We start from the raw sequence: 19,755 nt of genomic DNA on the forward strand, positions 1-19,755 counted from the left end.
GACGTGAGTCTCGTTGCGCGGCAGTCGAACTCGTTCGTATGTCGAAGGGCTCGTGGATTGTCAATTGAGCGCCTGAGAAGTCAGGGTGCATCCGTCGCGGACGGGTTGGTGAACGCGCCGGCCCGTGCGGCGAGCGCGGCACCTCTGGCCGCGTAATCGGGGAGCTGTGGATCGGGCGGGGTGCGCAGCAGTATCAGTTGGTGGTAGATCGGAGCAGTAGCGGCGATCAGCAGGGCGCGCGCGTCGATCGGCGGCGCGAGTTCGCCGCGCTCGATCGCTCGCTGAATGACGATCTCGCACTGCGTATATCGGCCCTCCCACAATCGCTGCAAGGCACCGGCGGCCTCTTCGGAGCGGAATGAGATCGCGATCAGCGCCGCCGCGAAGGACGGTTCCTCGAGCAGTGAATCCTGGATCTCCTGATTGAGCGCGGCCAGATCGCCGCGCAGTGAGCCGGTGTCGCTGGGATGCCATTCCATATCGCTCGCCGCGTCGAACACGTCGGTGATCAGACCGCCGACATCGTGCCAGCGGCGATACACCGTGGTGCGGTGCACGCCGGCGCGGGCGGCGACGGTGTCCACGGTGAGCGCGTCGTACCCGTGCTCGGTCAGTTCGGCGCGGACGGCCTCGAGGACTTGGTCGCGGATGCGGGCGGTTCGGCCACCGGGCCGAGGTCGGGGCGCTGGTGCAGCAGGTGTCGAACTCATTGTCGTCTGTCCGGTTGCTCGAAGGGGGCGGGCTGTGGCACCATGCTAATGCAACATCCGTCGCACTAGTGAGGTCAGCCGATGCTCATCCGAAGTGTTCACCCGGCCCTGCGGTTCCCCATGGCCGTGTCTTCCTCGAATGCCTCGGAGTGTGCATATGCGAACCCAGATCACCGCGCTCGCGGTCAGCAAGTCCTACAACGGCAAGTGTGTTCTCGATGAGGTGACGTGTTCGCTGGCCGCCGGTGAGCGCACCGGCATCGTCGGCGAGAACGGATCCGGCAAGACCACCCTGCTGCGGCTGTTCGTCGGGCGGGAGCGGCCCGACCATGGCGAGATCGTCGTCCACGCAGACGGCGGTATCGGCTACCTCAGCCAGGACGAGCAGCTGCCGCCGCGGATGACCGTCCAACAGGTCATCGATCGGGCGCTCAGCGAGCTACGCGCGATCGAACAGCGGCTGCGCCGCCTCGAAGACGCGATGGCCGCGGGCGATGAGTCGGGGATTGCCGAATATGGCGAACTGGCAACCGTTTTCGAGTTTCGCGGCGGCTACGATGCCGACGCTCGGGTAGAACGAGCGCTGCACGGACTCGGCTTGGGCCTGGTGGACCGCGACCGCGCGGTCGACGGACTGTCCGGCGGCGAGCAGGTCCGGCTGCGCCTGGCCGCGGTGCTGGCGGCAGGCACCGAGGTGCTGTTGCTGGACGAGCCGACCAACCACCTCGACGACGACGCCCTGACCTGGCTGGAAGACCATCTGCGCGCCCGCCGCGGCACCACGGTGACGGTCTCGCACGACCGGGTCTTCCTCGAACGGGTCGCGACCAGCCTCCTGGAGGTCGACGCGGACCGGCAGCGAGTTATCCGCTACGGCAACGGTTATGCGGGATTCCTGACCGAGAAGGCGGCGGCGCGGCAGCGGTGGGCACAGGCGCACGCGCAGTGGCAGGCCGATGCCGATCGGCTGCGCGAGGTCGCCGCCACCACGGCGCGTGACGTCGCGCCGGGCCGGGCGATGAAGGACAACAACAAGATGGCCTACGATCGGGCCGGGGGACGGGTGCAGCAGTCGCTGGCCAGCCGGGTCCGCAATGCCGAGGAACGGCTGCGCCGCTTGCTCGCCGACCCGGTGCCTGCGCCGCCGGAACCGCTGCGTTTCGCTCCCGCTGTGCGAGCCGGTCAGGTGCGGGGCAGCGTGCTCGACGCCACCGATATCGCGGTCGCGGGCAGGCTCGATCGGACGAGTGTCACGCTCGACGCAGGTGATCGCTTGCTGATCACCGGCCCGAACGGTGCGGGCAAGTCCACGTTGCTGCGTGTGCTGGCCGGTGTGCTCGTCCCGGACGACGGCACCGTAACCCGCAGTGGGACAGTCGGTTACCTCGCCCAAGAGCCGCGTCCCGCCGAACCCGGGGACACGCTGTTGGCGGCCTTCGCCCGCGGCCGCGCAGGGCAAGCCGACGAGCACGCCGAACGATTGTCGTCGCTGGGCCTGTTCGATCGCGCTCAGTTCTCGATACGCGTCGAGAACCTGTCCACCGGGCAGCGGCAGCGACTTGCCTTGGCGCGGTTGGTAACTGAGCCCGTCGATGTGCTGCTGCTCGACGAGCCCACCAATCACCTGTCGCCTGGTCTCGTCGAGGAGCTGGAAACCGCGCTGGCCGAATACCGGGGCGCCCTCGTCATCGTCAGCCACGATCGTCGACTGCGCACCCGCTGGCGCGGCGCCCGACTCGACCTGCGCGCTTCGGCGTCCGTTTGACATCCGATCATCCACGCACCGAAGGAGTTTCGCTGTGCCCAACATTCCCGCAGACCCGACCGTGCTCCACCCCATGGCAGGCCAGCCGCGAGTCGTGCAATTGCGGCCGCTGGTCACCTCACCGCTGATCGAGGTGGGGGAGTACTCCTACTACGACGACCCGGACGATCCGACCGCGTTCGAAACCCGAAATGTGCTGTACCACTACGGACCAGACAAGCTGATCATCGGAAAGTTCTGCGCACTCGGCACCGGAACCCGGTTCATCATGAACGGCGCCAACCACCGCATGGACGGCCCGTCGACCTTCCCGTTCCCCACCATGGGCGGCTCCTGGTCGGACCACTTCGACCTGCTCACCGGCCTGCCGAGCCGAGGCGACACCGTCGTCGGCAACGACGTCTGGTTCGGCAACGGCGTAACGGTGATGCCCGGCGTCCACATCGGTCACGGCGCGATCATCAGCACCGGCTCCGTCGTCGTCAGCGACGTACCCGACTACGGCATCGTCGGCGGCAACCCAGCCCGCCTCATCCGAAACCGCTACGAAGACAAGGACATTGCCCGTCTATTGGCAGTGTCCTGGTGGGACTGGCCCGTCGACCACATCACCGAACACATCCGAACGATCATGTCCGGCAGCATCACCGACCTCGAGGCCGCCGCAAACCTGAAATAAGTGATACCGACGCGTGAGCTGAGGACGGCACCGTGCGCGCCGCCGACCTTATCGAGCACATGCTCGCGATCTAAATCGAGATCTGGCGTTGAATGTCCTCGACTACACCTAACGTGACGTCGGCGTCGTCACCGGCGGCGATGACCTGCTGGTAGAACTCTCGTCCGGCGATGGGCAGGTATACCACCGAAAGGCGGATGGCCCCTCGGTTCCCGGCCACCTCGCCGGGGTCGTTCACGACATGATCGAAGTGGCTCTGTACCAACACCGGCACAATGCTGGCCTTCAGGTCGTTGATGTCTCGGAACGTGTTGGGCAGCACCATCCGGCGCGTGCGAATCCATAATGCGGCCACGATGGGCACCTCCAGGTGAATCGGTGTCGAGCAACTGTCAGCGTCCACCGATCACCGACTCGTGGCACGAGTACCGAATACCTGAAGTTTTGGAAGCGGACTACCTGGTCGGCTACACCGAACTCGGGTCGCGGTCGTGATGGTCGATGAGCTGGGTCAGTAGTGCGGCGAGTTGTTCGCGTTGTGTCGCGGTGAGCGGGGTGAGCAGTTCCTGTTGCAGGCCGGCCAGTACGGCATCGAGTTCGTGTAGCCGCTTGGTGCCCGCTTTGGTCAGCGTGATGACGTTGCGTCGCTGGTCGTCCGGGTCGGGGACTCGTTGGGCGTATCCGTCGCGCTCGAGCTCGTTGAGCACCGCGACCATGTCACTGCGGTAAATGCCGGTGCGCCTGCTCATTTCGGCCTGACTCGCCGGGCCCGCGTCGGCGAGCGTGGCCAGCACCGCGTAGTGCCACTTGCGCGCGCCGATCCGCGCGAGTCCGTCGGACACCAGTCGATCGCCGTGGGTCGCCGCCTGACTCAACAGCCGGCTGGGCAGGGCGCGCAAACGCGGTGACGTCGTAGTCATGGATGCAGCATACCCACTTGCGTTAGTGTCACTAACGTTCTACGTTCGTTAGTGCCAAGAACGTTTATCCCACTAACGATGTACCGGCTGTGCGACAGCCTGAGAAAGGAAGATCCACTATTTCCATCGAGACCAAGACACTGCAGATTCCCACCGCGGACGGCCAAGCCGACGCGTTCGCCGCCTACCCCGACGACGGCGCACGGCACCCGGCAGTGCTGCTGTACATGGACGTCTTCGGCATACGGCCCGTGCTCGAACAGCGAGCCCGCGAACTGGCCGAGCACGGATATTACGTGCTCATCCCTAATCTGTTGTACCGCAACGGCCCGACACCTCTGGTCGAACTTCCCGAGCACATCACCCACGAGATCCGGCCCACGATCGCCGCCCGGTTGATCCCGCTGGTCATGGCGCACACCACCGAACGTGTCCTGCTCGACGCCGACGCCTACCTCGCTTTCCTCGCCACCCAGCCGCAGGTCAGCCCAGGCCCGGTCGCCGTGATCGGCTACTGCCTCGGCGGCGTCTTGGCGATGCGCACCGCAGCCGCCTACCCCGACCGAGTAGCCGCCGTCGCCGGATTCCACCCAGGCGCCTTGGTCACCGACGCCCCCGACAGCCCCCACCTCCTCATCCCCGAACTCCCCACCCAACTCCACCTCGGCCTCGCCGAGAACGACATGCCACCCGAGTCTGTCGACCAGCTCCACCAAGCCCTGGCCGCCGCCGGCCTCGGCAACACCGCCGAGCTCTACCCCGACACCGTCCACGGCTTCACTATGTCCGACACCGACGCCTTCAATCCCGCTGCGCTCCAACATCACTGGGACCGTCTGATTCCTCTCCTCGCCCGCGCCCTGGCCAACAGCTGAACCCCGAAACCCAAAGGGCAACGGTCTGCTGAGGGGGCTGACTGCTCACCTAGGCTGACGCGGTGCTTCGATTGATTTTCCTTGCGCCACTGGCATGTTGGCTGCTGGCCGCCGAGAATTCGAAGGTCTGGCGTCGGGTGGGGGCCGCTCTGGCGGCGATCGCAACAGCTCAGGTCGTGATCGGTATGGGCTGGGCGCTGACGGAGGGGACGCAAACGCTGATGATGCTGTCGACCTTTGCGGATGCCGCCATTGTCGTTTGGGGGGTGGTGGCCGATAGACGGACCGAAGACCGACCGGTCCGGGTCAGGCTCGGACGGGTGCTCGCCTCGGGTTTCTGCACGATCAGCGTGCTGTTCGTATTGCTGTTTGTCTGGATCATGGGTGGTGAGCGGGCTCGGGTGCCGAGCAGTGGCGAGTTGTTGCCGCTGCCGGGCGGTCTGGTGGCACTCGAGAATCGAGACCGAGGCTGCGCGGGCAATTCGTCGACGATCTGTATGCGTGTCTTCGACATCGCAAGCACGGACGGCAGTTCCGATGTTCGCGTAGCCGAGCACGTTGCCCGGCATCTGAACGAGGCGCGAGGCTGGGAACTCAGGTACTCCGAGTCGAGCCGAGACTGGACTATGTGCCGCGAAGCGGGCTGGCCGCTGGATCGGCACACCCTATGTGTGAGTGTCAGTTCGCGCGAGGGCAAGGTCCTGGTGTATTTCGAGAGCTCGGCCGACAATTGACTGTTCGATCGTCAGGGCGAGCTGCTGGGTACGCTTGCACCGGACCTCGAAGCGGTGCGCCTGCCCTGGTGCTGACGAACTGCCGGGCGTGTCCCTGCTCGTGGCAGCGCATTCGCGCAGATCCTGGTCCGGGTGGGCGAATTGCGAGGAATGACGCGATGGCTATCACGTTGATAGATTTTTGGTGAATTCCCCGCAGAGCAACGGATTCTCGGTGTACCTTTGCTGGTTGAGGCCCCCGAACCAGTTTGGTTCGGGGGCCATCGCCATTGGGTCACGAAGTACTGGACCGGACGGGCTCGCGGCGGCGTCGGCGGATCGCGATGAAAACGGCGGCCACGATGGCGATCGCAGCGATCGCGGCGATCAAATAGCTCGGGCCACGCAGTGCGTTCTCGACGTTGTGCCAGTTGGCTCCGACGGCGTACCCCACGACGGCCAACGCCGCGGTCCACGGAAGGCAACCGGCCACTGTGTAGATGCCGAACCGACCGGGAGCCATCGCCGCGATACCGGCGGGCAACGAAATAAAGGTGCGGATGCCGGGCAGTAGGCGAGCCCAGAACACCGAAGAACTGCCTCGCCGGACGAACCAGTCCTGGGCTCGATCGATCTCCTCGCTCCGCAACAGCACGAACCTGCCCCAACGATGCAGCGCGGGCCGACCGCCGTAGCGGCCGACCAGCCAGGCGAGGTAACTCCCCGCGACATTGCCGAGGGTCCCCGCGGCGATGACCGCGACGAGGTTCAAGTGGGTTCCGGCGACCGCGCCGGCCGCGAGGGCGCCGCCGAGCAGCATGGTGACTTCCGAAGGGATGGGGATGCAGGCGGATTCGGCGAGCATGAGAACGAAGATCGCGATCAATCCGTAGCTGATGATGAATTGCTGCATGCGGCGGACGGCCTCTTTCGCGCGGTGATCAGGGCAGGTGGCTCGCGGCCAACACTGCCCTCGGGGCGCTGTGAGCACGCTGAGAAGCGGCGGGTCAGGGGGCGAGGGGCAGGTCGATGACGGCGATTGTGCCGGTGGGGAGGTTGGCGTCGAGGCGGACGGTGCCGTGGTGGGCGCCGATGATTTCGGCGACGATGGCGAGGCCGAGGCCGGTGCCGCCGGTGCCGCGGCCGCGGTCGTGGTCCGGTCGGTAGAAGCGGTCGAAGACGCGTCGGCGCTCGTTCGCGGCGAGGCCCGGTCCGTCGTCGGCGATCTCGATATGGGCCGAGCCGCCGTCCTGCCGCAAGCGGACCGAGATGGTGCCGGTGGCGTAGCGGGTGGCGTTGTCGAGCAGGTTGCGCACCGCCCGGGCGATCTGGGTGGGATCGCCGGTCATCCGCGCAGGTTCGACGGTGACCTCGATGGTCAGCGCGGTGGTGGTGCGGGTGCGGGCGGCCTCGGTGGTGAGGATGTCGTCGAGGTCGACATCGGTGTGCCGGTGGGTGAGGGCGTTTTCGTCGGCGCGCGCCAGCAGCAGCAGGTCGTCGATGAGGTGGCGCATCCGCTCGGCCTCGGGGAGCAGGGTGTCGTCGAGCATGGCGGCATCGAGCACGGTGGGTTGCGTGCGGCCGAGTTCGAGGGCGGCGGTGATGGTGGTGAGCGGGCTGCGCAGTTCGTGGGATGCGTCGCTGATGAAGCGGCGTTGCGCGCTGTGCCCGGCCTCGATCCGGGTCAGCATGTCGTTCATAGTCCTTGCGAGTGCGGCGATTTCGTCGCGTTGCGGTGGCACCGGGATGCGGTCGGTGAGGTCGGCGCTGGTGATGGCGGCGACGCGGGTGCGGATGTCTTCGACCGAGCGCAGGGATCGCCCGACCAGCACGTAGGTGGCCAATGCGGCGAGGACGACGATGAACGGGGTGGTGAGCGCGACCAGGACCGCGACCAGCTTGATTGTCCGCTCGACCTCTTCCTGATCGGTGACGACGACGATGGTGTAGCCACCGCTGGTCGCCGCGCTCACTCGGCCTTCATCTGCCCCGGGCGTCGCAGGTAGGTCGTATGCGATGGTCCCCGGCTCCGGTCGGCTGTCGGTGATCGGCCCGGCGGGGCTTCCGGTGGACCGTTGCACCACCTGTCCGTTCTGATCGATGATCTGCACGATCGAGACGCGGTTGTCGGTGGCCAGCGCAGTGCGGTCCAACTCGGCGGGGGAGGTGAGGGCGAGTTGTCCCTCGATCTGCCGGATCCGGTCGGCCGCGGCGTCGTCGGAGGCGGTGATCAACGACCGATACAGCACATAGGTCAACGACAGCGCCGCGATCGCGAGTGCCGCGGTGATGACGACCGTGACGATGAGCGCCGAACGCACCCTCAGCCCCCATCGAGTGGGGTGCGTGATCGCGCCGAGCAATCGCATTGCGGCGTCGGCGAACCCGCGGCCGTGCCGTCGACGTGACGCGAGTGGCTTCATCGTGACCACCTTTACGTGCTGTGCCCCGCGAACGGCGCATCCGCCGCATCGGTGTGTCGCCTCGGCCTGCGCAAAACCGACCCCAGGTAAGGCTGCACGGCCGCGCCGATCAACACCACCGAACACGCCAGCACCGCGCCACCGGCGACGTCGGTGAGCCAATGGACGCCCAGGTACAGGCGGGTCACCGAAACAACGAGCGCCACAACAACAACCAATACCACCGCGACAACGCGCCGCACCGCCGACCGATGCGCACTGAGATATACGAGCGCCACTGCTCCGGCGAGCGCGGTGGCGCCCGTGACATGCCCGGAGGGAAACGCCAAATCGGTCTCCGACATCAGCTGCACGGCCGCCGGCGGACGCGCCCGCCCGACCAATCCCTTGGTGATCGTGCTCGTCGCCGAGGACACCGCCACGATGCCGAGGACCAACACCATCGGCACCGCGCTACGCGCCCGCCACGCGAGCACGGTCGCCACCGCGAGGCCGAGCACCGCGATGCCCATCGGATCGCCCACCGTGGTGATGACGCGTGCGACGGTGGTCCATCCTGGCGACCGATGTGTCGTAAACCAGTCGAGCACCGCGGCGTCCTCGCCGGTCAACCAGCCGGAACTCGAGGCGTGCGCAGCCAATTCGATGAACATCACGAGCACGGCCACCGCGCGCACGAGCCGCCGGACCGTGGTGTGCCCCAGGCTGCGCGCAGGTCGCCACCGATCGGCGACCAGTGACGCCACGATCGCCGCGGCACCGGCCGCACCGATCGACAGGGTGATCTCCGCGGTGGCGGCCTCGGTGGTGATCTCGCGTACCGTGCTTTCGACGAGGTCGAGAATGATGGACATGCCCGCAGTCTCGGCGCGAGCCGCTGTGGAAACACTGAGAGCACAGAGGGTGGTGGCGGGTGCGCGTATTGGTGATCGATGACGAGGTCCGCTTGGCGGAGACCGTGCGTCGCGGCCTGACGGCCGAGGGTTTCGTCGTCGAGGTCGCCCACGACGGATTCGACGGCCTGGAACTGGCCGCGTCCGGCGACTACGACGTGCTGGTGCTCGACATCATGCTGCCCGGCAAACACGGCTATCAGATCGTGCGCGAACTGCGCGCACGTCAGGTCTGGACGCCGGTCCTGATGCTCTCGGCCAAGGACGGCGAATACGACCAGGCCGACGCCTTCGATCTCGGCGCCGACGACTACCTGACCAAGCCTTTCTCGTTCGTCATCCTTATCGCCCGCCTGCGCGCCCTGGTCCGCCGCGGCGCACCGGAACGCCCCGCGATCCTCACTGCGGGCAGTTTGTCGGTCGACCCGGCGCGGCGAATCGTCACCCGCGCCGGACACGAAATCTCGCTGACGCCACGCGAATACGGCGTGCTCGAATACCTGATCCGGCACAAGGGCGACGTCGTCACCAAGAACGACATCCTGCGCGGCGTATGGGACAGCAACTACGAAGGATCCGACAACGTCGTCGAGGTGTACGTCGGGTACCTCCGTCGCAAGATCGACACCCCCTTCGGCCTGACCACCATCGAGACCATCCGCGGCGTCGGCTACCGCCTCCTCGACGCCGGCTGACGGCTCAGCCGAGCGTGGTCGACAGTGCGGTCAACGCCCTCGTCTCGCTCGCGGCGTCGGGAGTCCTGGCGCGCACCGCTTTCAGCGCGTCGTCGATCTGCCCATCGAGCACCTGCCAGGCGTTGCCATCGAGCGGGCGCAGGGTGGATTCGTCGTCGTCCCAAGCGGTTTCGAGGTCTTTGATCCTGGCTTTCGCGCCGGGCTGGTCGCCGGCCCGGACCCGCGCGAGCGTGTCCTGGGTGATGGTGCGGAACTTCGCGACTTCGCCCTGCGGGAAACGTGCGGTCGCCTGGCCCGGAGCGAGTGCGGTGGTGCCGGTCGAGGCTTCTTCGTCGCTCGTCACCACGGTATGTGGCTGCGCGGCGGCCCATATCAGCAGAGCAGCGGTGGCTGCGGCGACCACGATGTAGTAACCGACCATGACCTGCTCGCGAACCGTGGTCGGTGCGCGGACGCTCTCGGGCTCCGCGATCACATCGCGATGAGTGCGCGTCAGGTAAATGACCGACGCGAGGATCGCGGCAAGGAACAGCACGCTCGTCGCCGCGGTCCCCAAGCCGAGTCCGTGCTCGCTCGACGGCGTCGCGAACCAGTCACCGAGGTTCGCACCCAGCGGGCGAGTCAGAATGTAGGCGAGCCAGAACGACAGCACCGCGTTCGCGCCCGCTCGCCAGCCGATCACGATCGCGACGATCAAACCGGCGGGCAGCAGCACCGAAACGCCTGGGCCCCAACCGGTCAGCTGCAATGACCAGTCGCCGGCCGCGGTCCCCAGGGCGAAGGTGACCAGGACCGCGAGCCAATAGAACAGCTCTCGCGGCAGCGTGACGATGCTGTGGATCGACAGCGTCCGCTCCCGTGCGAACCACACGCCGAACACCACGACCAAGATCGTCGCGAAGACACCGGTGCTCAGGGCGAGCGGCACACCCAGATTGTCGGTGAGGATGTCCGTGTAGAGGGTGCCGGTCACGCTCAGCACGACGACCGACAGCCAATAGACGAACGGCACATAGCGGTCCAGCCGCAACTGCCACGCCAGCACTGCCGCCAGGACGGCCGTGAAGATGAGCGCGGTCAGATCCAAGCCGACGCCCAAGGTCATGTTGATCCAGTCGGCGAAGCTCTCGCCCACGGTCGTGCACAGGATCTTGATGATCCAGAACCACACCGTGACCTCGGGCACCTTGCTCAGCAGCACGCGGCGGGTCTCGGCACAGGGTCGCGTTGTTTCGGTCATAACGCGGGACTGTAGGGACAGCTCGCTGAAGCGACGCTGAGGACGCCGGCGGCTAATTCCAGGCGTAGAAGGTCATCTGCTTGCTATTCGTGCCGACCAGGGTGCCGGTGGGGTCGCGGAGTTCGGCGACGCCCTGGTTCTGTTTGTCGTGGCTGGCGAAGAACGGTGTGCTGTCGGGGCGGACGGTGACCGGGTGCTGGTGCCATTGGGTGTTGCCGTCGCAGGTCACTTTCGAGGTCAGCGAGCCGGTGGCGGTCGGCTGTCCGGGTTTGACGGCGGTGAGGTGGACGGTCAGGGTCCAGCCCTGCTGCCCCTTCGGGCACTGCACGTCGATATACGCATTGGCCTTGCCTGCGGATACGTAGCTGTCGTCATGCAGCCAGATCGCGCCGGTTTGCGCGGCCGGCACCGGCATTGCCCCGAGGAAGCCTGCTAGCAACAGCGCGGTCACAAAAGTCATCGAGCCCTCCAGGGGAGCGTCACCGGATGACGAGCGCACCGCCATGCCGTAGCCCAATTGTCAGGCAAGACAACCAATTTCATAACCATGCGGGCTCCCCAGTTCACGTTTCCCGCGTGCATCGACACCGGCGTTTCCGCTGGATCGCGCACCGCACAACCGGGAACCCGCGCGGATGGGTCGGCCTCGGCCGTGATCGGTACGGCGCGCCGACCTTTCCGGACCGGGTTTCAAAACTGCCGATCTGCGTGCAACACTAGGTTTGCCTTGCCGAACTGTGGTTAGGCTGGGTTTGGTTCGACTGGGAGTGGATGTGACAGAGCAGGGGTTTGCTTCCGGCGCACCTTCGGTCGCCGCTCAATTGTTCGGCAGCGGGTTGATCGGAGTGCGTGAGGGGCTCGAGACCGGAATCGTGGTCATGATTTTGGTGGCCTTTCTGGTGAAGTCGCAGCGCCGCGAGTCGTTGAAGTGGGTCGCGGCGGGGGTGGGCGCTGCCGTCGCGATGGTCGTCGCGATCTTCGTCGGCATCCGCTACGGCACCTCCACGGTCACCGGCATCGCCGCGGAGCTGATCGCCGGGCTCGCGTCGCTGGCCGCGGTCGTGATCGTGACCTGGATGGTCCTGTGGATGCGGACGGCATCGCGGTCCATTTCCGGGGATTTGAAGGCGGGCCTGTCGCATGCGCTCGATGTCGGGCCGGTGGCGGTCGCGATGCTGGCGTTTCTCGCGGTCGGACGCGAGGGCGTGGAGACCGCGCTGTTGATGGTCGGATACGCCGAGAACACCGCGGGCAGTCAATGGCCCTTGATCGGTCTGCTGCTGGGAATTGTCGTCGCGGCGGCGCTGACCGTACTGATGTACCTGGGCGCCGTTCGGATCAATTTCGCCACCTTCTTCCGATACACCGGCGTGCTGTTGATCGTGGTCGCCGCCGGGATTCTCGCCTACGGAATTCGAGCGCTGCAGACCGCGGACTGGCTGCCGGGATTGGCGCACAACGCGTTCGACATTTCCTCGTGGTTCTCGATGTCGAGTTGGTACGGCACGGTCGCGCAGGGCATCTTCAACTTCCGCGCCGACCCGACGGTGCTGCAAGCGCTCGCCTGGCTGCTCTATGTGGTCGTGGTGCTGTTCCTGTTCCTGCGCCCGGTGCCCGCCACCGCGGGCGCGAACCCCGCGACTCGCTCTTCGACAGATACCGCGGCCCAGCCGTGACAACGAAAGGTCCACTCTCCGTGCGTTTCTCCATTTTCCCGATAGCGGTCGCGGTGACAGTTCCAGCGTTGTTGGTGTCGTGCACCAGTAAGACCGATGCAGCGTCGGCGGGCGATATCGCGGTCACCGCCGACGACTCCACCTGCGCGGTGGCCAAGGATTCGGCGGAAACCGGCACGGTGACCTTCCGGATCGTCAACAACGGGACCAAGGTCACCGAGTTCTACGTGTACGGCGCCGGCGAGCGGGTCATCGGTGAGATCGAGAACATCGGTCCCGGGCTCACCCGCCAGTTGATCGTCTCGGTGCCCGATCCGGGCAAGTACCAGACCGCGTGCAAGCCGGGCATGGTCGGCGACGGCATCCGGCATGACTTCACCGTGACCGGTGAGGCGCAAAAGCGGGATGAGACCGGCAAACTCGCCGATGCGGCCGACGGCTACAAGCGGTATCTGGTGAGTCAGGTGACCGCGCTGCAGGAGACCACGAAATCGTTTGTCGCGGCGATCAAATCAGGTGATATCGCGTCCGCCAAGAAGCAGTACCCGGTGGCCCGCACCTACTACGAACGCATCGAACCGGTCGCCGAGAGCTTCCCCGACAATCTGGATCCGCGCTTGGATCTGCGCGAAGCCGATGTCGTCCCCGGCGACAAGTGGACCGGATTCCACCGGCTGGAAAAGGATCTCTGGACACAGGGCCTACAGCCCGACACCAATCAAATGGCCGACCAGCTGCTCACCGATGTCGGGGAACTGGTGACGGGTGTCAGCGCGGCGAGCTACACCGTCGATCCGGTGCAGGTGGCAGGCGGTGCGCAGGGCCTGCTCGATGAGATCGCGCGCACCAAGATCACCGGTGAAGAGGACACGTTCTCGCACACCGACCTGTGGGACTTCCAGGCCAACGTCGACGGTTCCCAGGCGGCGATCGCCAGCCTGCGGCCGATCCTCGACGAGCGCAATCCCGATCTGGGCACGCAGATCGACCGGCGCTTCGCCGAACTCGACAGCGAGCTCGCAAAGTACCGGCAGGGCGACGGTCATGTCAGTTACGACACGGTCAGCAACGATCAGCGCGCCGCGCTAGCGCGGCAGATCGATGCGTTGTCCGCGGTGGTGAGTCAGGTGCAGGGCGTTGTCGCGGGAGCGTGAGTCCGCAGGTCGCGGCGGCATCTCGCGCCGCGGCCTGATCGGGTCAGCAGGTATCGGCGTCGCGGCGGCCGGGGCCGGGGTGCTGGCCGGGCGGATGTCGAGCCCGGCCTCGGCGGCCGCCGCCTCCGGGGTGGTGCCGTTCCGCGCCACCAACCAGGCGGGCATCGTCACGCCCGCGCAGGACCGGCTGCATTTCGCGGTATTCGACGTGCACACCAAATCCCGCGCCGAGCTGGTCGATCTGCTCAAGACCTGGACGCTGATGGCGGAGCGGATGACCTCGGGGCGCGAGGCCGCGCCCGGCGGTGCCATCGGTGCCGGCGCGTACAAGCCGCCGACCGATACCGGTGAGGCACTGGATCTTTCGCCCTCGCGGCTCACGCTGACGATCGGGTTCGGTCCGTCGCTGTTCACCACCGCCGACGGGGTCGACCGGTTCGGGATCGCGTCGCGGAAACCGAAGGCGCTCACCGATTTACCGAAGTTCACCGGGGACGCGCTCGATCCGGCGCGCAGCGGTGGTGAAATCGCCATCCAGGCGTGTGCGGACGACCCGCAGGTCGCGGTGCACGCCATCCGTAACCTCGCGCGCGTCGGATTCGGCGCGGTGTCGGTGCGGTGGTCGCAGCTCGGGTTCGGGCGTACGTCCTCGACCTCGACCAGTCAGGTGACGGCGCGAAACCTGCTCGGGTTCAAGGACGGAACACGCAACATCAAGGCCGAGGATCACGACACCGTCGACAAGTTCGTCTGGGTCGATCGCGGTGACGATCAGGCCTGGATGGCCGGCGGCTCGTATCTGGTGACCCGCCGGATCCGCATGCTGATCGAGCCGTGGGATCGCACCACGCTGCACGAGCAGGAGCGAGTTATCGGTCGCACCAAGGGCACCGGCGCACCGATGGGTGGCAAGGACGAGTTCGACGAACTCGATCTGCAGTCGGCCGGGCCGTCCGGGCCACTCGTCGATAAAGATGCCCACGTGCGCTTGGCTTCCGCCGAAGAACTCGGCGGTATCCAAATCCTGCGCCGCGGTTACAACTTCACCGACGGCTCCGACGGTTTCGGCCACCTCGACGCGGGTCTCTTCTTCATCGCCTACTGCCGAAACCCGCTCACCCAGTTCGTCCCGATGCAGCAGAACCTCGCTCGCAACGACGCCCTGAACGAATACATCAAACATGTTGGCTCAGCGGTCTTCGCGGTACCGCCGGGGCTCGGGGCCGACGACTACTGGGGATCAACTCTGTTCTCGAGTTGATACCCGGCTACGGTCGTAGGCAGCCCTGCTGCGGGTCGTAGCAGACGAGGCCGTGCACCTTCGCCAATCCGGCCACGAACGGGGCCACCTCGTCCTGCCTGCCCCACCGGATATTGATGATCAGCGAGGAGCCGTCCGCGTCGCCGGTGCCGCCGCTGGCCCAAGGACTGCCCTCCTCGCGGCAGTCCGGCCAGCGGTGCAATAGGGCCTGCACGAACTCCGCGATCTGCTGGCTCGGCGGGTCGGGCTTGTCTCCTCGGACAACTCGAGCCTCTCGATATCTGGCCAAGCTGTCCAGCACGTTGTGCATGTCGGTGTCGTTGTCCGGCCGTTCGCCTTCCCAGACCAGCATGTCGAAGCTCATGGGCCAGATCTTGCCTTGTGACACCGACAATTACGTGGTCGTCAGGTGGTGGGGCAGAGGGCGGCGTCGACGAGTTGGTTGATGTGGGTGGTGGGTTCCGCGGCGGTGGGGACCTGGTTGGTGATCACGGTGACCGAGCGGCCGTCGGTGGTCGCGCCGCCGCGGGTTTCGAAGCCGTCGATGTCGCCGCCGTGGCCCCAGCTGTCTGTGCCGCAGGGGAGCTGGTGGTAGAGGAGGCCCAGGCCATAGCCCGTGGGCGGCCCTGGAATGCCCAGGGGGACGGTAGTTTTCATTTCGGCCAGTTGGGCTGGTGGGAGCAGGGTGCCGTCCAGGAGTGCGGTGAAGAAACGGTTGAGGTCGGCGCCGGTCGAGACCATCGCTCCCGCTGCGCCCGCCGAGGTGACGTTCTGGCTGGTGTAGTCGATTAGTTTGCCGTCGATTTCGGTGTAGCCCAGCGGATGTGGGCCGCGGATGTCGGTTTCATCGGGGTCGGGGTAGTAGGTGTCGGGTAGGCCGAGGGGGTCGATGATCCGGTGAGTGATTTGGGCGCCGATCGTGCTCGAGGTGATCTTCTCGATCACCATGCCCGCGATGGCGTAGTTGGTGTTGGAATAGGCCCACTGTGCGCCGGGTTCGAAATCGGCAGGTGCGGTGAGGGCGTTGCGGACGACTTCGGTCATATCCGTTTTCCCCCAACGCACTTGCTCATCGTGGGTCTCGATCTGCCCGGGTTTGGGTGTCGTCCCGAACTCCGCCGCGTATTCGGGGATTCCACTGGTGTGCTGCAACAGGTTTCGGATCGTGATCCGATTCCCGTCGATCCCTGGCCCGTGCACAACGCCCGGCAGATACCGTTCCACCGGCGCATCCAATTCGACCTTGCCCTCGGCCACCAGTTGCAACATGACCGTCGCCACGAACGTCTTTGTGTTGCTGGCGATCCGGACTCGAGCGTGGTCCGGGAACGGCGTGCCCTGCTCGATGTTGCCTGCTCCGGCGGTCGCGCTCCACACCTGGCCGCGATCGGTGACCACGATCTGCGCACCGGGCAGATGGTCCACCGAGATCAGATTGTTCAGGGCCTCAGTGATTTTCGCCCGCCCAGCATCAGCAACGGGCCCGGCTGGCGCAGTTCCAGTGGAACCGCAACCCGTAGCCATGAGGGCAACCAATGCTCCGGTCACCGCCACGATGGCCAACGATCGATCACAAACCCTGATGCGCAAGGTGATTCCCTTCAGTTGTTGACTCGGTTCACGCTATGAGCAATCGGGGTCCTCTCCTATCCAGCAGGCACCCTACTTTCCATTCGTGCTGGCCCCACCAGACCATCGTTGCGTGGCGATCTGTCGGAGGGCGGCGGTCCGCTCCGCGAGATTCGATCGCGTGAGCGAGACTCCTCGACTTCCGGCACTGACCTTGGCAGAGGCCGACTGGTTGATGGGTTGTTCCCCCGCCCCATTTTGGGCACCGGGTCTTTGCGCGTGGATAATCCGCTGGTGACGAAACTGCCGCAGTTCATCGATGGCGCACGAGTTCTCCGCGCGGCGGACATTCGTGGGGCCACGCCTACGGGCAGGACACGGCATTTTGTCGGCGGGCAGCTCGTTCAATACTTTGCCGGGCTGGCGATCGCGCAGTATGAATCCGCCTCCGAGATGTACCTGTTCTATTGCGACGAGGCGTGGAACTGCATCACCGACACGTTCCACGACGACATCGCCGCCGCCATCGTCCAGGCCGAACTCGAGTTCGGCCCGGTCGACTTCGTCGCCTAGCCGGAAACACATCGAATTGTCACCGCAGACGCACCCGAGTACTCCACCGATCGGGAGACACACCGCTGCGGGCTGGCGGTTTGTCCTGGCGAGCACGCTCACCTGAAGACTTGTCTGCGCGATTGCATCCGCTGATCGCCCGGCGACACCAATACCGGCAAGGGGTTCGTGGCTTTCGAGAGAGGCGGGAATGATGAAACGTGTATTGACAGTCCTGGTGGGGGTGGTTGTTATCTGGGGTGCGGCGGCCTGTTCGGACGACTCGACACCAGCACCGGGCACCAGCACACCGAAGGTGACAACCACCTCGGCGGCGGCGACCACCACCATCCCCATCACCACGACGGTGGCACCACCGCCCACCAGCCCGCAGCAGCGCGGCGCCGACGGCTCCACCAACAACAACCTGAGCCCGGAATACTGTGCCAAGAACCAGGATCCGGGCTGCCCGCTCGGCAGCTACATCGGCCCCAACGCTATCCAGAACCCCAACGGCGACGGCACCTGGGTGCCGTGCGAAGGCACAATCTGCACCAACCCCAACTACGGTGCCGGCCCCGAAACAACTCCGCAGGTCGCCCCGTCAACGACCCCGCAGGACACGGCCAGGGTCGAGGGTGCACCCTGTGAAGGTGACGGCCGCTGGGTTCACCTCACTGGCGACAACGCCGCGCACTACGGCACCGAATGGCTCTGCCAGCACTGACAGTTCCGTAGGACCAACGCCGAACTCGGACCCTGAGGCGGATGGTGGCGGCCGCCACCATCCGCCTCAGGAAACCTGTTGATCAGAGCCAGGATTCGACTGTCGCCGATACTGGTCGCCGATCGATCGTAGGCACGTGGTGTGCTGCGCCCGGTGCTCGCCGAACTACTCGAACAGCGAATCGATAGGGCGTTCAGCAAAGATGTCCGGTGAGAATGACTGCCACGCAGCGGATCTCGGTGGTGCGCGACATGACTCGGCGGGTTGCCCTGTCAGGCCGGGACGAGTCGGTAGGTGCCTTCGTCGCTGACGACGAAACCGGTCGTGGGTGGCGGGAAATGCGTGCCGAGTAGGAGAGTGCCTGTGCCGGTGAGGGATTCGAGGAGGGCGCGGCGGGAGGTTTCGGCTCGGCTCGGGTCGATGTCGACGCAGCTGCCGATGGTGGGGTCGGCGAATTGGACGGGGTGGTGGATGCAGTCGCCGGTGATCAGTGCGGCGTCGCCCAGTTGGACGGCGAGGTGTCCGGGTGTGTGGCCCGGGGTGGGGAGTAGGCGCAGTCCTGGGGCCACGTCCAGGCCTGAATCGGGGACGTCCAGGATGTCGAGGAGTCCGGCATCGTTGATCGGGTGGATTGAATCGTCGAACATCTGCTGCCGTGGCTGGTCCATGTCGTAGTCGGCCCAGAATCGCCATTCGGTGCGCGAGGTGAGGTAGCGGGCGTTGGGGAAGGTCGGAACCCATTTGCCGTTGTGCCGCTGAGTGTTCCAACCGACGTGGTCGGTGTGCAGGTGGGTGAGCACGACGAGATCGATGGACTCCGGTGCGTATCCGGCCGCGTCGAGTCTCTGCAGGTAGTCGGTGTCGAGGTTGTCCCAGGCCGGGTTCGCACGTGTTTTGCCGTTGCCGATGCCGGTGTCGACCAGCACGCGCAACCCATCGATCGTCGCGGCGAAGGTGTGACTGTTCAGATTCAGGGTGCCGTCGTTGTCGGCGAAATTCGGTTGCAGCCAAGAGTTTTCGGTGACCAGCCGAGGAGTGGCCGCTGGGAGCAACCAGGCGCCGGTGGGGCGCGGCAGCGCGATCTCGTCGATGCGATGGATGGTGAGCTCGCCGGCAGTCCAGGAGGGGGATGTGGTCACGAGAAGCTCCTTCGGCTGCGGGTAAACGCGATTGGTTTGCGTTAAGCAACGGTAGCTCCTACTCTGACGTTAAAGCAAACTATTCGCGTTTACCGACCGCCGGGGTTCTCATGTCCACTCGCCGCGCCCGAAGAGGCTGCAGCCGAGCCCATCTCCGCAACTGTCTGACCTGCTCGACACACTGTGAGGTGACAAGATGAGCCGCAAACCGATGGTCCGTCCTGGCGGGCGAAGCACCCGCGTCCAACAGGCGGTCCACACGGCCACGCACGAACTGATGGCCGAACTCGGCCGCGACGCGCTCACCGTCCCACTGATCGCCACCCGCGCCGGAGTCACCCCGTCGACGATCTACCGCCGCTGGGGTGACCTGCGCGAACTACTCTCCGACGTAGCGGTCGAACACCTCCGCCCAGAAACCGAACCCGAAGACCACGGCACCCTCACCGCCGACCTGACCGCCTGGGCCGAACAATTCCTCGACGAAATGAACTCACCCCCCGGCCGCGCCTACATCCGCGACGCCCTACTCGGCGACCCCCACGGCACCAACGCCGGCCAATGCTCCGACTACGCCGCCGACCAAATCAACACCATCGTGACCCGCGCCAACCTTCGCGGCGAACCCACACACGACGTCGAATCGATCCTCGACCGCGTAGTAGCCCCCATGATGTACCGCATACTCTTTCGCCCCAACGCCCTGAGCACCCACTACGCCCACCACCTCGTCGACGACCTGCTCGCCACGCACGCCGGATAAG

General features: G+C 65.9%; 22 protein-coding genes. 11 read left to right on the plus strand and 11 right to left on the minus strand.

Annotated features, from left to right (window positions below; genetic code table 11):
• Positions 1 to 80 precede the first annotated feature (80 nt).
• Positions 81 to 710: a TetR/AcrR family transcriptional regulator gene (locus tag ACFWF1_RS29080; RefSeq protein WP_379288318.1), complete on the minus strand. Its 630-nt coding sequence runs from the start codon at positions 708 to 710 to the stop codon at positions 81 to 83.
• A 157-nt stretch (positions 711 to 867) separates the two neighbouring features.
• Here ACFWF1_RS29080 and abc-f point away from each other — a divergent pair, with 157 nt between their 5' ends.
• Together abc-f and ACFWF1_RS29090 are read left to right on the plus strand one after the other, a co-directional pair.
• Positions 868 to 2,475 (plus strand): ribosomal protection-like ABC-F family protein, encoded by a 1,608-nt coding sequence (gene abc-f, locus ACFWF1_RS29085; protein ID WP_379288317.1) that lies wholly within the window; start codon positions 868 to 870, stop codon positions 2,473 to 2,475.
• Positions 2,476 to 2,548: 73 nt separating this feature from the next.
• The gene (locus tag ACFWF1_RS29090) at positions 2,549 to 3,154 is read left to right on the plus strand and encodes a CatB-related O-acetyltransferase (protein WP_379288504.1); all 606 of its coding nucleotides are present in this window, start codon (positions 2,549 to 2,551) and stop codon (positions 3,152 to 3,154) included.
• 70 nt (positions 3,155 to 3,224) lie between these two features.
• On the opposite strand, the gene ACFWF1_RS29095 is transcribed toward ACFWF1_RS29090, so the two are convergent.
• Entirely contained in the window at positions 3,225 to 3,509 is a 285-nt protein-coding gene (locus tag ACFWF1_RS29095) for a hypothetical protein (RefSeq protein WP_379288316.1), read from the minus strand.
• 112 nt (positions 3,510 to 3,621) lie between these two features.
• Positions 3,622 to 4,074: a MarR family winged helix-turn-helix transcriptional regulator gene (locus ACFWF1_RS29100; RefSeq protein WP_379288314.1), complete on the minus strand. Its 453-nt coding sequence runs from the start codon at positions 4,072 to 4,074 to the stop codon at positions 3,622 to 3,624.
• An 89-nt stretch (positions 4,075 to 4,163) separates the two neighbouring features.
• Here ACFWF1_RS29100 and ACFWF1_RS29105 point away from each other — a divergent pair, with 89 nt between their 5' ends.
• Positions 4,164 to 4,949 carry a dienelactone hydrolase family protein gene (locus ACFWF1_RS29105; protein WP_379288312.1) on the plus strand — a complete coding sequence of 262 codons (786 nt, stop codon included), beginning with the start codon at positions 4,164 to 4,166 and terminating at the stop codon, positions 4,947 to 4,949.
• A 71-nt stretch (positions 4,950 to 5,020) separates the two neighbouring features.
• Positions 5,021 to 5,683 carry a hypothetical protein gene (locus ACFWF1_RS29110; RefSeq protein ID WP_379288311.1) on the plus strand — a complete coding sequence of 221 codons (663 nt, stop codon included), beginning with the start codon at positions 5,021 to 5,023 and terminating at the stop codon, positions 5,681 to 5,683.
• Positions 5,684 to 5,957: 274 nt separating this feature from the next.
• On the opposite strand, the gene ACFWF1_RS29115 is transcribed toward ACFWF1_RS29110, so the two are convergent.
• The 3 genes from ACFWF1_RS29115 to ACFWF1_RS29125 all read right to left on the minus strand — a co-directional run bounded on the left by ACFWF1_RS29115 (position 5,958) and on the right by ACFWF1_RS29125 (position 8,939).
• Positions 5,958 to 6,575 carry a DedA family protein gene (locus ACFWF1_RS29115; RefSeq protein ID WP_379288310.1) on the minus strand — a complete coding sequence of 206 codons (618 nt, stop codon included), beginning with the start codon at positions 6,573 to 6,575 and terminating at the stop codon, positions 5,958 to 5,960.
• A 94-nt stretch (positions 6,576 to 6,669) separates the two neighbouring features.
• Positions 6,670 to 8,085, minus strand: coding sequence for an ATP-binding protein (locus ACFWF1_RS29120; RefSeq protein ID WP_379288309.1), 1,416 nt, complete (start codon positions 8,083 to 8,085; stop codon positions 6,670 to 6,672).
• 11 nt (positions 8,086 to 8,096) lie between these two features.
• Entirely contained in the window at positions 8,097 to 8,939 is an 843-nt protein-coding gene (locus ACFWF1_RS29125) for a phosphatase PAP2 family protein (protein ID WP_379288308.1), read from the minus strand.
• Positions 8,940 to 8,998: 59 nt separating this feature from the next.
• On the opposite strand from ACFWF1_RS29125, the gene ACFWF1_RS29130 reads away from it, so the two are divergent.
• Positions 8,999 to 9,673, plus strand: coding sequence for a response regulator transcription factor (locus tag ACFWF1_RS29130; RefSeq protein ID WP_379288306.1), 675 nt, complete (start codon positions 8,999 to 9,001; stop codon positions 9,671 to 9,673).
• Positions 9,674 to 9,677: 4 nt separating this feature from the next.
• Here ACFWF1_RS29130 and ACFWF1_RS29135 read toward each other — a convergent pair whose 3' ends face one another.
• Together ACFWF1_RS29135 and ACFWF1_RS29140 are read right to left on the minus strand one after the other, a co-directional pair.
• Complete coding sequence (locus ACFWF1_RS29135) at positions 9,678 to 10,913, minus strand: hypothetical protein (RefSeq protein WP_379288304.1); 1,236 nt, start codon at positions 10,911 to 10,913, stop codon at positions 9,678 to 9,680.
• Between the two features lie 52 nt (positions 10,914 to 10,965).
• A complete protein-coding gene (locus tag ACFWF1_RS29140; protein ID WP_379288302.1) occupies positions 10,966 to 11,373 on the minus strand; it encodes a hypothetical protein in 408 nt (135 codons plus the stop codon).
• Positions 11,374 to 11,686: 313 nt separating this feature from the next.
• Here ACFWF1_RS29140 and efeU point away from each other — a divergent pair, with 313 nt between their 5' ends.
• The 3 genes from efeU to efeB are packed head-to-tail and all read left to right on the plus strand — an operon-like array spanning position 11,687 to position 15,004.
• Entirely contained in the window at positions 11,687 to 12,589 is a 903-nt protein-coding gene (efeU, locus tag ACFWF1_RS29145; RefSeq protein WP_379288300.1) for an iron uptake transporter permease EfeU, read from the plus strand.
• 20 nt (positions 12,590 to 12,609) lie between these two features.
• The gene (gene efeO / locus ACFWF1_RS29150) at positions 12,610 to 13,743 is read left to right on the plus strand and encodes an iron uptake system protein EfeO (RefSeq protein ID WP_379288298.1); all 1,134 of its coding nucleotides are present in this window, start codon (positions 12,610 to 12,612) and stop codon (positions 13,741 to 13,743) included.
• On the plus strand, positions 13,727 to 15,004 hold the full coding sequence (gene efeB, locus ACFWF1_RS29155; protein WP_379288296.1) for an iron uptake transporter deferrochelatase/peroxidase subunit: 1,278 nt from the start codon (positions 13,727 to 13,729) through the stop codon (positions 15,002 to 15,004). Before efeO ends, efeB begins: the two co-directional genes overlap by 17 nt.
• Positions 15,005 to 15,011: 7 nt before the next feature.
• Here efeB and ACFWF1_RS29160 read toward each other — a convergent pair whose 3' ends face one another.
• On the minus strand, positions 15,012 to 15,368 hold the full coding sequence (locus ACFWF1_RS29160; RefSeq protein ID WP_379288295.1) for a hypothetical protein: 357 nt from the start codon (positions 15,366 to 15,368) through the stop codon (positions 15,012 to 15,014).
• 41 nt (positions 15,369 to 15,409) lie between these two features.
• Complete coding sequence (locus ACFWF1_RS29165) at positions 15,410 to 16,429, minus strand: serine hydrolase domain-containing protein (RefSeq protein ID WP_379288293.1); 1,020 nt, start codon at positions 16,427 to 16,429, stop codon at positions 15,410 to 15,412.
• A 273-nt stretch (positions 16,430 to 16,702) separates the two neighbouring features.
• Here ACFWF1_RS29165 and ACFWF1_RS29170 point away from each other — a divergent pair, with 273 nt between their 5' ends.
• Positions 16,703 to 17,146 carry a hypothetical protein gene (locus ACFWF1_RS29170; protein ID WP_379288292.1) on the plus strand — a complete coding sequence of 148 codons (444 nt, stop codon included), beginning with the start codon at positions 16,703 to 16,705 and terminating at the stop codon, positions 17,144 to 17,146.
• 193 nt (positions 17,147 to 17,339) lie between these two features.
• On the plus strand, positions 17,340 to 17,852 hold the full coding sequence (locus tag ACFWF1_RS29175; RefSeq protein ID WP_379288291.1) for a hypothetical protein: 513 nt from the start codon (positions 17,340 to 17,342) through the stop codon (positions 17,850 to 17,852).
• A 272-nt stretch (positions 17,853 to 18,124) separates the two neighbouring features.
• Here the strand turns inward: ACFWF1_RS29175 and ACFWF1_RS29180 are convergent, their stop codons facing one another.
• Positions 18,125 to 18,991 (minus strand): MBL fold metallo-hydrolase, encoded by an 867-nt coding sequence (locus ACFWF1_RS29180; protein WP_379288290.1) that lies wholly within the window; start codon positions 18,989 to 18,991, stop codon positions 18,125 to 18,127.
• 196 nt (positions 18,992 to 19,187) lie between these two features.
• Here ACFWF1_RS29180 and ACFWF1_RS29185 point away from each other — a divergent pair, with 196 nt between their 5' ends.
• On the plus strand, positions 19,188 to 19,754 hold the full coding sequence (locus ACFWF1_RS29185; protein ID WP_379288288.1) for a TetR/AcrR family transcriptional regulator: 567 nt from the start codon (positions 19,188 to 19,190) through the stop codon (positions 19,752 to 19,754).
• The last annotated feature ends 1 nt before the right edge of the window (position 19,755 follow it).

The sequence above is a fragment of the Nocardia sp. NPDC060255 genome (assembly GCF_042727395.1).
GTDB lineage: Bacteria > Actinomycetota > Actinomycetes > Mycobacteriales > Mycobacteriaceae > Nocardia.